Origin of the sequence: Pseudomonas sp. BIC9C (genome assembly GCF_034541995.1) — a bacterium.
Taxonomy (GTDB): Bacteria; Pseudomonadota; Gammaproteobacteria; order Pseudomonadales; family Pseudomonadaceae; genus Aquipseudomonas; species Aquipseudomonas fluorescens_CC.
In genome coordinates, this window is sequence record NZ_JAWDGM010000008.1 from 273,210 (window position 1) to 284,604 (window position 11,395).

Sequence of the window (11,395 nt, forward strand, 5' to 3'; positions counted from 1 at the left end):
GGCGCGGTCATCCTCCCAAGGTTGATCGCGTTTTTTACATCTGACTTCTCCTTTCGCTTCTTCGCTTCGAAATTCTCGTACGCCACCAGTGGCGCCGATCAGATCAAGCTCACACCTTAATAGCTTCTATGCATTGAAAGTAATTTGGTCATTAACCTTCAAAAGCATAAGGTCGTTGATATTAAGCCACACCTGATCAACTGACAATTCCTTTATAGCTAAACAGCCAAATTTAAACTGATATTATAGTTCCGTGTTATATGTAAATATCTTCTATAAATCGTGTATTAAATATGAATCTTGAATAACGGGATTTTTAAAATTCCTGCCGCTTCAAAACCAATAAATCGTCCGCGCACCGAAATCCTCAACTTCAGTTATTAATCGCACAGGCATAAAAAAGCCAACGTTTATTCAACGTTGGCTTTTTCATTACCGGTTCAACTATTTGTGAAAATTCTCAATTATTTTGAGAACCTACACCAATCAGAAGTCCAGGTTGGACACCGCCAGGGCGTTGCTTTCGATGAAGTCGCGACGAGGTTCGACCGCATCACCCATCAGGGTGTTGAAGATCTGGTCCGCGCCAATGGCGTCTTCGATGGTCACTTTCAGCATGCGGCGCACACTTGGGTCCATGGTGGTTTCCCACAGCTGATCCGGATTCATTTCGCCCAGACCTTTGTATCGCTGGATGGTGTGACGCTTGGTGCTTTCGGCCATCAGCCAGTCCAGGGCTTCCTTGAACTCGGTGACCGATTTACGGCGCTCGCCACGCTGGATGTACGCGCCATCGTCGAGCAGAGTACTCAGTTGAGCGCCCAGGGAAACAACGGTCTTGTAGTCGTTGCTGCCGAAGAAGTCGCGGTTGAAGGTGACGTAGTTGGACAGGCCGTGGGAGATCAGTTCGACCTCTGGCAGCCACACGCCACGTTCGCGGTCTTCACGCAGGCTGGCCTTGTAGACCAGACCTGACTTCTCGACGGTGCGCAGACGCACTTCGTACTGCGCCAGCCAATCCTGCATCGCTGCGTGATCGGACAGTTGCTCCATGCTGACGGCCGGCAGGTAGATGAAGTGCTCGGTCAGTTCCTGTGGATACAGGCGCGACAGGCGCTTGAGGGTCTTCATCACCAGACGGAAGTCATTCACCAGACGCTCAAGGGCTTCGCCGGAGATACCCGGTGCATCCTCGTTCAGGTGCAGGCTCGCATCTTCCAGGGCCGACTGCGTCATGTACTCTTCCATGGCGTCGTCGTCTTTGATGTATTGCTCTTGCTTGCCTTTCTTCACTTTGTACAGCGGCGGCTGAGCGATGTAGATGTAGCCACGCTCGATCAGCTCCGGCAACTGACGGAAGAAGAAGGTCAGCAGCAGGGTACGGATGTGCGAACCGTCGACGTCAGCATCGGTCATGATGATGATGTTGTGATAGCGCAACTTGTCGATGTTGTACTCTTCGCGACCGATGCCGCAACCCAGCGCAGTGATCAAGGTGCCCACTTCCTGGGAAGAGATCATCTTGTCGAAGCGTGCCTTCTCGACGTTCAGGATTTTACCCTTGAGGGGCAGAATCGCCTGGGTCTTGCGGTTACGTCCCTGCTTGGCAGAGCCGCCCGCGGAGTCACCTTCCACGAGGTACAGTTCGGACAGGGCAGGGTCCTTTTCCTGGCAGTCGGCCAGTTTGCCCGGCAGGCCGGCGATATCCAGCGCGCCTTTGCGACGAGTCATCTCGCGGGCTTTACGTGCCGCTTCACGGGCACGGGCCGCGTCGATCATCTTGCCGACGACCAGCTTGGCTTCGTTCGGGTTTTCCAGCAGGAAGTCGGAGAAGTACTTGCCCATTTCCTGTTCGACCGCGGTCTTCACTTCGGAAGACACCAGCTTGTCTTTGGTCTGGGAGCTGAACTTCGGATCCGGCACTTTCACCGAAATGATCGCGGTCAGGCCTTCACGGGCGTCGTCACCGGTGGTGGCGACCTTGTGCTTCTTCGCCAGGCCTTCGGCTTCGATGTAGGTGTTCAGGTTACGCGTCAGCGCGGAACGGAAACCTACCAGGTGAGTACCGCCGTCGCGCTGCGGGATGTTGTTGGTGAAGCACAACAGGTTCTCGTTGAAGCTGTCGTTCCACTGCAGGGCGATTTCCACGCCGATGCCGTCTTCACGCTGGATGTTGAAGTGGAACACCTGGTTGACCGGGGTCTTGTTGGTGTTCAGGTATTCAACGAACGCACGCAGGCCGCCTTCGTATTTGAACAGTTCTTCCTTGCCGCTGCGTTCGTCCTTGAGGACGATACCGACACCGGAGTTGAGGAAGGACAGTTCACGAATCCGCTTGGCCAGGATGTCCCAGCTGAAGTGGATGTTTTTGAAGGTTTCGCTGGAAGCCTTGAAGTGGATCTGCGTGCCGGTGGTTTCGCTGTCGCCAACGATTTTCATCGGCTCTTGCGGAACACCGTGGACGTAAGTCTGTTCCCAGATCTTGCCGCTACGGCGAACGGTCAGGACCAGCTCTTCCGACAGGGCGTTAACTACTGACACACCCACACCGTGCAGACCGCCGGAAACCTTGTAGGAGTTGTCGTCGAATTTACCGCCAGCGTGCAGCACAGTCATGATGACCTCGGCTGCCGAAACGCCTTCTTCTTTGTGTACGTCTACCGGGATGCCACGGCCGTTGTCGCGAACGGTGATGGACTCATCCGGGTGGATGATGATGCTGATGTCGTCGCAGTAGCCGGCGAGCGCTTCGTCGATCGAGTTGTCGACCACCTCGAACACCATGTGGTGCAGGCCGCTGCCATCGTCGGTATCACCAATATACATACCGGGACGTTTGCGTACGGCATCCAGGCCTTTCAGCACTTTAATGCTCGTTGAGTCGTACGTATTTTCTTCGCTCAATGCCTTCACTCCCGATGGTCGTGGGTCTGGGTGATACGGCCCTGTTCCACGTGGAACAGAGCGACTGGCGTTTCCGTCTGCCAGCCTTCCCTCAATAATTCGTGATCTACACAGGTGATAAATACCTGGCAGCGTAAGTCTTCCAACAAGCGGCAAAGCGCGCGACGGTGGTGCTCGTCCAGCTCGGACGGCAAGTCATCCACCAGATAAATACACTGACCGCGTCGAGCCTGGCTGACCAGGTGCCCCTGGGCAATCCGTAATGCGCAAACCACCAACTTCTGCTGGCCACGGGACAAGATGTCCGCGGCGTTGTGCGCGCCCAGTCTGAGACGCAAGTCAGCACGTTGTGGTCCGGCCTGGGTATGCCCCATTTGCTGGTCTCGTGGAAGAGACCCGGCGAGCACAGCACTCAGTTCACGGTCCTTGTCCCAGCCGCGGTAATAGCTGAGCGTCAAGCCTTCAAGCTCAACCAGTTCGCTCAAGGTTTGTTCAAAGACTGGTTTCAAGGCTTTGATATAAGCGCGGCGGTATTCATCAATTTCAGCGCTGGCCTGGCACAGTTCCCTGTCCCAAACCGCTTGCGAAACGGCGTCAAGTGTACCATGCCGCAGCCAAGAGTTTCTCTGGCGCAGGGCCTTCTGCAAGCGCTGCCAGGTTGACATGAAGCGCGGTTCCACGTGGAACACACCCCAGTCGAGAAACTGTCGGCGAATCTTCGGCGCACCTTCCAGCAATCGAAAGCTGTCCGGATTGATCAGTTGCAGTGGCAGGATCTCTGCCAGTTGCGCGGCGCTGCGCGCATTCTGCCCATCGATACGGATCTGGAATTCGCCTTGGCGATCCCGGGAAATACCCAAGGCGCTATGCCCGCCCTCCGCCAGTTCAACCTGGCCAAATACCGTACAGGCAAGCTGTTCGTATTGAATGACCGGCAACAGACGGGTGCTGCGAAACGAACGGGCAAGCCCCAGCAGGTGGATGGCTTCCAGAACACTGGTTTTGCCGCTGCCGTTGGCGCCGTAAAGAATATTGATGCGGGGGGAGGGGGAGAAGGTCACCGGGTGCAGATTGCGCACCGCGGTGACCGAGACGCGACTTAAGGACATCTAGCTTCTGCTGAGCATGATTACAGACGCATCGGCATGACAACGTAGGCCGAGTCGTCGTTATCCGATTCCTGCACCAGCGCGCTGCTGTTGGAGTCGGACAGGATCAGACGAACCTGCTCGGTGGTCATCACGCCCAGTACGTCGAGCAGGTAGCTCACGTTGAAGCCGATTTCCAGAGAGCCACCGTTGTATTCAACGCCCACTTCTTCTTCCGCTTCTTCCTGCTCCGGGTTGTTCGCCTGGATCTTCAACTGACCGCTGGCCAGTTGCAGACGGATACCACGGTACTTCTCGTTGGACAGAATCGCGGTACGGCTGAACGCTTCGCGCAGAGCCTGGCGATCGCCAAGAACCAGCTTGTCGCCGCCTTTTGGCAGAACGCGTTCGTAGTCCGGGAATTTGCCGTCGACCAGCTTCGAGGTGAAGGTGAATTCACCGGTGGTGGCGCGGATGTGGTGCTGACCCAGTACGATGCTGACATTGCCGTCCGGCTCGGTGAGCAGGCGTGCCAGCTCAAGGATACCTTTGCGCGGCACAATGACCTGGTGACGATCCGGCTGGCCGATATCGGCCTGCATCGAGCACATGGCCAGACGGTGACCGTCGGTGGCTACGGCACGGATCACGCCAGCAGAGACTTCCAGCAACATGCCGTTGAGATAGTAACGCACGTCCTGCTGGGCCATGGCGAAGCTGGTGCGCTCGATCAGGCGACGCAGCTTGCTTTGCTCCAGGCTACAGGTCAGCGAACCCGGGCCTTCTTCCACGGTAGGGAAATCGTTGGCCGGCAGTGTCGACAGGGTGAAGCGGCTACGGCCGGCCTTGACCACGAGCTTCTGCTCATCGACCTTGATGTCGATCAGCGCATCGTTCGGCAGGCTTTTGCAGATGTCCATCAGCTTGCGCGCCGGCACGGTGATGGAACCCGGATCCGCCGGCTCTTCGAGTTGAACACGACCAACCAGCTCGACTTCCAGGTCGGTACCGGTCAGCGACAATTGCTGGCCTTCGACAACCAGCAGCACGTTGGAAAGCACCGGCAAGGTCTGTCGGCGTTCGACGACGCCTGCGACCAGTTGCAGGGGTTTCAACAGGGCTTCGCGTTGAATGGTGAAATGCATGGTCTAGTCCCTTGCCTTAATAAGCTGCGCTGGTGTTCATCAAGTGGTCAGCGTACGCAGCAGGTTCTTGTAGTCCTCGCGGATGTCCGCGTCGGATTCCTTAAGTTCGTTGATCTTGCGGCACGCGTGCAAGACCGTTGTATGGTCGCGACCGCCAAACACATCGCCGATTTCCGGCAGGCTGTGGTTGGTGAGTTCCTTGGACAACGCCATGGCGACCTGACGCGGACGAGCGACCGAACGCGAACGGCGTTTGGACAGCAAGTCGGAGATCTTGATCTTGTAGTACTCGGCGACAGTGCGCTGAATGTTATCCACAGAGACCAGTTTATCCTGCAACGCCAACAAGTCCTTCAGGGATTCGCGAATCAGCTCGATGGTGATATCGCGACCCATGAAGTGCGAGTGGGCGATCACGCGTTTGAGCGCGCCTTCCAGCTCACGGACGTTGGAACGAATGCGTTGGGCAATGAAGAACGCGGCGTCGTGAGGCAACTCGACTTTGGCCTGATCGGCCTGTTTCATCAGGATCGCCACGCGGGTGTCCAGCTCCGGAGGCTCGACCGCTACGGTCAGGCCCCAGCCAAAGCGGGATTTGAGGCGTTCTTCAAGGCCTTCGATTTCTTTCGGGTAGCGGTCACTGGTGAGAATGACCTGCTGACCACCTTCGAGCAGGGCGTTGAAGGTGTGGAAAAACTCTTCCTGGGAACGCTCCTTGCGGGCGAAGAACTGAATGTCATCGATCAGCAACGCATCCACCGAACGGTAGAAGCGCTTGAACTCGTTGATCGCGTTCAGTTGCAGGGCCTTGACCATGTCCGCCACGAAACGCTCGGAATGCAGGTAAACCACCTTGGCATTCGGGTTCTTCTTTAACAGGTGGTTACCCACAGCGTGCATCAAGTGGGTTTTACCCAGGCCGACACCACCATAAAGGAAGAGCGGGTTGTAACCATGCTTGGGGTTGTCTGCCACCTGCCAGGCAGCGGCGCGCGCCAACTGGTTGGATTTACCCTCAACGAAATTCTCGAAGGTAAAGGTACGGTTCAGGTAACTGGTGTGCTTGAGCGCACCTTCGACCTGCACGGTACGTTGCTCGGCACGAACCGGAGCCTGTTGCGAACTGGCGCCGGCCATCGGGTCGAAGCTGTCACGGGAAGGTTCTTCCTCGGTGACCTCAGAGACTTTTTGCGTAGCCCGCTTGGTCGAAGCCGCGGCAGGTGCTGGCGGCGACGGATTGGCGGGCGCTTGAGCAGCCTGAGCCTGGGAAGCCGCGGCAGCCAGGGGAGCGTTTGGCGCGGCCCGGGGTGCCGAACTGCGTTTGCTGCCTATTAATAAGGAAAGCGCAGGCGCCATGCCGTTGCCGTGCTCATCGAGCAATTCGAGAACACGCCCCAGGTACTTTTCGTTGACCCAGTCCAGAACAAAACGATTGGGTGCATACACACGCAACTCGTCGCCCTCGGCTTCGACCTGTAGTGGACGGATCCAAGTGTTGAATTGTTGGGCAGGCAGCTCATCGCGCAAAAGCTCCACGCACTGCTGCCAAAGTTCCACTGACACGGATATCCCCTAAGTTGAAAGCCGGTGAGGCAAAAACAAGCGGTCATTGTAACGACCAGACGCCGACTTATCCACACGAAGGTGGTTCATCGACCAAGAAGAATCGCCGTTTTATACGCAAAAAAGACGACCAGCGGTCTGTGCATAAGCTCTGTGGATAACCGGGGTTAAGGTCATTGCACAAGTGGGGGCGAAACTCGGTGGATAACCGGACTGTGGATAAACCAGCCTTCCACACACAGGTTATCCGACAGCGCAGCACAGGCTGAACACCGTTTTCCACTGTAGTTGTCATTCTCTGTACAGTAGGTAAAACAAGGGCTGAATCGACTTATCCACAGATGGGTGTTTGCCTTGTTTTTATAAGCTTTACAGAAAAGCTTTAAATACTTTCCTTTCTTATTTTTATATTTGCCGACGGTTCGTTCAGCGCAAAACCTCTGGAGATCTATTTATAAGGAAACGCTGGTTGGAAATTGACCTAGAGGCTTGCTTTCTCTAGAATCCCCGGTCTCTTAAAACGGGGGCCATTCCGGCCCGTTGTGGACGAACCAGGTAACACGACAATGAAACGTACTTTCCAACCAAGCACTATCAAACGCGCTCGTACCCACGGTTTCCGTGCTCGCATGGCTACCAAGAACGGTCGTGCCGTCCTGTCGCGTCGTCGCGCCAAAGGTCGTGCGCGTCTGGCAGTTTGATAATCCGGCACTGGAGGTGAGTCAGGACTTCAGTCGGGAAAAGCGTCTGCTTACCCCCCGGCATTTCAAGGCAGTCTTTGACTCCCCTACCGGCAAGGTTCCGGGGAAAAATCTCCTGCTCCTTGCGCGCAACAACGATCTTGATCACCCCCGTCTCGGGTTGGTTATCGGGAAAAAGAGCGTAAAGCTCTCCGTCGAGCGCAATCGCCTCAAACGTCTGATGCGCGAATCGTTTCGCCTGAACCAGGATTCACTGGTCGGTTGGGACATTGTTATCGTCGCGCGCAAAGGTTTGGGTGACGTAGAAAACCCCGAATTGATTCAGCATTTCGGCAAACTCTGGAAACGTCTGGCTCGCAGTTCGCCAGTACCAGCAGTCAAAACCGAAACTGTAGGGGTAGACAGTCCAGATGCGTAAACTGGCACTCGTTCCGATCCAGTTTTATCGCTATGCCATTAGTCCTCTGATGGCCGATCACTGTCGTTTCTACCCCAGTTGTTCCTGCTACGCGTTAGAAGCCATCGAAAATCATGGCCTTCTTCGCGGTGGCTGGCTGACCTTTCGTCGTTTAGGTCGCTGTCATCCGTGGAATCCCGGTGGTTATGACCCGGTTCCACCTATCCCTACCTCCCGTTCTTCTTCGATGGCCGAGTAATCATGGATATCAAACGCACGATCCTGATCGTCGCCCTGGCAATCGTGTCCTACGTTATGGTTCTTAAATGGAACCAGGACTATGGCCAGGCTGCCCTGCCGACTCAGAATGTTGCCACCAATACGACTGCATCGGGCCTGCCGGATACGGCATCTGGCTCCAACGCTTCCGCCAGTGACGACATTCCACGTGCTGCAAGCGACACCAGCGCACCTGCCGAAACACCGGTGGCTGTGAGCAAGGACCTCATCCAGATCAAAACGGATGTACTGGACCTGGCTGTCGACCCACAAGGTGGCGATGTTGCCCAGCTGACTCTGCCGCTGTATCCGCGTCGTCAGGATCACCCGGAAATTCCGTTCCAGCTGTTCGATAACGGCGGCGAACGTACTTATCTGGCGCAAAGTGGTCTGATCGGCACCAACGGTCCGGATGCCAATCCGGCCGGTCGTCCGGTTTACTCTGCGGAGAAGAAGGTTTATCAACTGGCTGACGGTCAGGACCAATTGGTCGTAGACCTGAAGTTCAGCAAGGACGGCGTCAACTACATCAAGCGTTTCACTCTGAAACGCGGCCTGTACGACGTAACCGTTTCCTACCTGATCGACAACCAGAGCGCCCAGCCATGGACTGGTGCGATGTTTGCCCAGTTGAAGCGTGACGCCAGCGCCGATCCTTCGTCGACCACGGCTACCGGCACCGCGACTTACCTGGGCGCCGCCCTGTGGACAAGTTCCGAGCCGTACAAGAAAGTGTCCATGAAGGACATGGACAAGGCACCGCTCAAAGAAACCGTCACTGGCGGTTGGGTTGCCTGGTTGCAGCACTACTTCGTGACCGCATGGATTCCGGCCAAGGGCGAAAACAACGTCGTCCAGACCCGTAAAGACAGCAAAGGCAACTACATTATCGGCTACACCGGCCCATCGATGAGTGTTGCGCCAGGTGCCAAGGCCGAGACCAGCGCTGTTCTGTACGCCGGTCCGAAAAGCCAGGCCGTGCTGAAAGAGTTGTCCCCAGGCCTGGAACTGACGGTCGACTACGGCATTCTGTGGTTCATCGCCCAGCCGATCTTCTGGTTGCTGCAACACATTCACGCCATTGTGGGTAACTGGGGCTGGTCGATCATCTTCCTGACCATGCTGATCAAAGGGATCTTCTTCCCGCTGTCGGCTGCCAGCTACAAATCCATGGCGCGCATGCGTGCAGTGGCACCGAAACTGGCCGCGCTGAAAGAGCAACATGGCGATGACCGGCAGAAAATGTCGCAATCCATGATGGAGCTGTACAAGAAAGAGAAGATCAATCCGCTGGGTGGTTGCTTGCCAATCCTCGTGCAGATGCCGGTTTTCCTCTCGCTGTACTGGGTTCTGCTGGAAAGCGTCGAGATGCGCCAGGCACCGTTCATGCTGTGGATTACTGACCTGTCGATCAAGGATCCGTTCTTCATTCTGCCGATCATCATGGGTGCAACCATGTTCATCCAGCAGCAGCTGAACCCGACTCCACCGGATCCGATGCAGGCCAAGGTCATGAAGCTGATGCCAATCATCTTCACCTTCTTCTTCCTGTGGTTCCCGGCGGGTCTGGTGCTGTACTGGGTAGTGAACAACTGCCTGTCGATCGCCCAACAGTGGTACATCACACGCAAGATCGAAGCGGCTACCAAAGCAGCTGCCTGATTTACACTGTGGATAACCACTCAAAACGCCCCCTAGTGGGGCGTTTTGCTATCTGTCACTTTTGTCTGGATACCGGTTTATGAGCGTTCCTCGTGAAACCATCGCAGCCGTCGCCACCGCACAAGGTCGCGGCGGTGTAGGCATCGTGCGTATTTCCGGGCCGTTGGCCAGCGTTGCGGCCAAGGCTTTCAGTGGTCGCGAGCTCAAGCCGCGATTTGCCCACTATGGCCCGTTTCTCGGTGAAAACGACGAGGTGCTGGACCAGGGCATCGCGCTGTATTTTCCAGGGCCAAACTCGTTCACCGGCGAAGATGTGCTGGAACTCCAGGGCCATGGCGGCCCGATCGTTCTGGATATGTTGCTCAAGCGCTGCCTGGAACTGGGTTGCCGTCTCGCCCGACCGGGGGAGTTCAGTGAGCGCGCCTTCCTCAACGACAAACTGGACCTCGCTCAGGCCGAGGCGATTGCCGACCTGATTGAAGCCAGTTCTGCACAGGCTGCGCGAAACGCGTTGCGCTCCCTGCAGGGTGCTTTCTCGTCACGTGTGCATAACCTCACCGAACAACTGATCGGCCTGCGAATCTATGTCGAAGCGGCCATCGATTTCCCGGAAGAAGAAATCGACTTCCTCGCCGATGGCCACGTCCTGAGCATGCTCGACAAAGTCCGCGACGAGTTATCCACCGTCATGCGCGAAGCCGGGCAGGGCGCCTTGCTGCGAGACGGTATGACCGTGGTCATTGCCGGTCGTCCGAATGCCGGTAAATCCAGCTTGCTCAATGCACTGGCCGGGCGTGAAGCGGCGATCGTGACCGAAATTGCCGGCACCACCCGGGACGTGCTTCGGGAACATATCCACATCGATGGCATGCCGCTGCATGTGGTGGATACCGCCGGTCTGCGCGATACCGATGACCATGTGGAAAAAATCGGCGTCGAGCGAGCCTTGAAAGCCATCGGCGAAGCGGACCGGGTGCTGCTGGTGGTCGACGCGACGGCACCGGAAGCTCTCGATCCATTCGCACTATGGCCGGAGTTTCTCGAAATTCGTCCCGATCCCGCGAAAGTTACCCTGATCCGCAACAAGGCCGACCTTACGGGCGAAGCCATTGCCATCGAGGTCAGCGACGATGGCCACGTCACCATCAGCCTGAGCGCCAAGTCCGGTGGAGTCGGCCTGGAGCTGCTGCGTGATCACCTGAAGGCCTGCATGGGCTACGAACAAACGTCCGAAAGCAGTTTCAGTGCTCGCCGGCGACACCTGGAGGCGCTTGGCCATGCCAGCGCTGCTCTCGAACATGGTCGCGCTCAGTTGACCCTGGCCGGTGCCGGCGAGTTGTTGGCCGAGGATTTGCGCCAGGCTCAACAATCGCTGGGAGAAATCACCGGCGCCTTCAGCTCGGACGATCTGTTGGGGCGAATTTTCTCCAGCTTCTGTATCGGCAAGTAGCCCTCCTGTTGTTCACAGACAGGCCATTCGCGCCTGTCTGCTCTCTCCTTTTCTGAATAAACCTTCCAGTGCCGAGCGGACTTTGTCTGCTTGAGCGGAATTCCTGCACCTGAATTTCGCGTAAACAGGGCTTTTCTGTGGATTAAGCCCTGTGAATAACCGCCGCTAAGGTCAGTTGATAACAGGGCCTGAAAACTGAACATAAC

General features: G+C 56.4%; 9 protein-coding genes. 5 read left to right on the forward strand and 4 right to left on the reverse strand.

The genetic code is table 11. From position 1 onward, the window contains the following. Positions 1 to 486 precede the first annotated feature (486 nt). The 4 genes from gyrB to dnaA are packed head-to-tail and all read right to left on the reverse strand — an operon-like array spanning position 487 to position 6,700. Positions 487 to 2,904 (reverse strand): DNA topoisomerase (ATP-hydrolyzing) subunit B, encoded by a 2,418-nt coding sequence (gene gyrB, locus RS887_RS28890; protein ID WP_111283364.1) that lies wholly within the window; start codon positions 2,902 to 2,904, stop codon positions 487 to 489. A 5-nt stretch (positions 2,905 to 2,909) separates the two neighbouring features. Continuing rightward, positions 2,910 to 4,013 carry a DNA replication/repair protein RecF gene (gene recF, locus RS887_RS28895; protein WP_322618071.1) on the reverse strand — a complete coding sequence of 368 codons (1,104 nt, stop codon included), beginning with the start codon at positions 4,011 to 4,013 and terminating at the stop codon, positions 2,910 to 2,912. A gap of 20 nt (positions 4,014 to 4,033) precedes the next feature. Continuing rightward, positions 4,034 to 5,137: a DNA polymerase III subunit beta gene (gene dnaN, locus RS887_RS28900; protein WP_007969885.1), complete on the reverse strand. Its 1,104-nt coding sequence runs from the start codon at positions 5,135 to 5,137 to the stop codon at positions 4,034 to 4,036. 39 nt (positions 5,138 to 5,176) lie between these two features. Beyond that, complete coding sequence (gene dnaA, locus RS887_RS28905) at positions 5,177 to 6,700, reverse strand: chromosomal replication initiator protein DnaA (RefSeq protein WP_322618072.1); 1,524 nt, start codon at positions 6,698 to 6,700, stop codon at positions 5,177 to 5,179. 566 nt (positions 6,701 to 7,266) lie between these two features. Between dnaA and rpmH the strand changes: the two genes are divergently transcribed. The 5 genes from rpmH (at position 7,267) to mnmE (ending at position 11,189) form a co-directional block, all read left to right on the forward strand. Continuing rightward, complete coding sequence (gene rpmH / locus RS887_RS28910) at positions 7,267 to 7,401, forward strand: 50S ribosomal protein L34 (protein ID WP_003213577.1); 135 nt, start codon at positions 7,267 to 7,269, stop codon at positions 7,399 to 7,401. A 16-nt stretch (positions 7,402 to 7,417) separates the two neighbouring features. Continuing rightward, entirely contained in the window at positions 7,418 to 7,819 is a 402-nt protein-coding gene (gene rnpA / locus RS887_RS28915) for a ribonuclease P protein component (protein ID WP_015097448.1), read from the forward strand. Further along, positions 7,812 to 8,057: a membrane protein insertion efficiency factor YidD gene (yidD, locus tag RS887_RS28920; RefSeq protein ID WP_010565858.1), complete on the forward strand. Its 246-nt coding sequence runs from the start codon at positions 7,812 to 7,814 to the stop codon at positions 8,055 to 8,057. Before rnpA ends, yidD begins: the two co-directional genes overlap by 8 nt. Positions 8,058 to 8,059: 2 nt before the next feature. Next, positions 8,060 to 9,739: a membrane protein insertase YidC gene (yidC, locus tag RS887_RS28925; RefSeq protein ID WP_322618073.1), complete on the forward strand. Its 1,680-nt coding sequence runs from the start codon at positions 8,060 to 8,062 to the stop codon at positions 9,737 to 9,739. 79 nt (positions 9,740 to 9,818) lie between these two features. Continuing rightward, a complete protein-coding gene (gene mnmE / locus RS887_RS28930) occupies positions 9,819 to 11,189 on the forward strand; it encodes a tRNA uridine-5-carboxymethylaminomethyl(34) synthesis GTPase MnmE (protein ID WP_322618074.1) in 1,371 nt (456 codons plus the stop codon). Positions 11,190 to 11,395 lie beyond the last annotated feature (206 nt).

Bases quoted from the DNA above. Each gene is read 5' to 3' on its own strand.
- mnmE (WP_322618074.1), top strand. From the start codon at position 9,819: ATGAGCGTTCCTCGTGAAACCATCGCAGCCGTCGCCACCGCACAAGGT.
- yidC (WP_322618073.1), top strand. From the start codon at position 8,060: ATGGATATCAAACGCACGATCCTGATCGTCGCCCTGGCAATCGTGTCC.
- recF (WP_322618071.1), bottom strand. From the start codon at position 4,013: ATGTCCTTAAGTCGCGTCTCGGTCACCGCGGTGCGCAATCTGCACCCG.
- rpmH (WP_003213577.1), top strand. From the start codon at position 7,267: ATGAAACGTACTTTCCAACCAAGCACTATCAAACGCGCTCGTACCCAC.
- dnaN (WP_007969885.1), bottom strand. From the start codon at position 5,137: ATGCATTTCACCATTCAACGCGAAGCCCTGTTGAAACCCCTGCAACTG.
- yidD (WP_010565858.1), top strand. From the start codon at position 7,812: ATGCGTAAACTGGCACTCGTTCCGATCCAGTTTTATCGCTATGCCATT.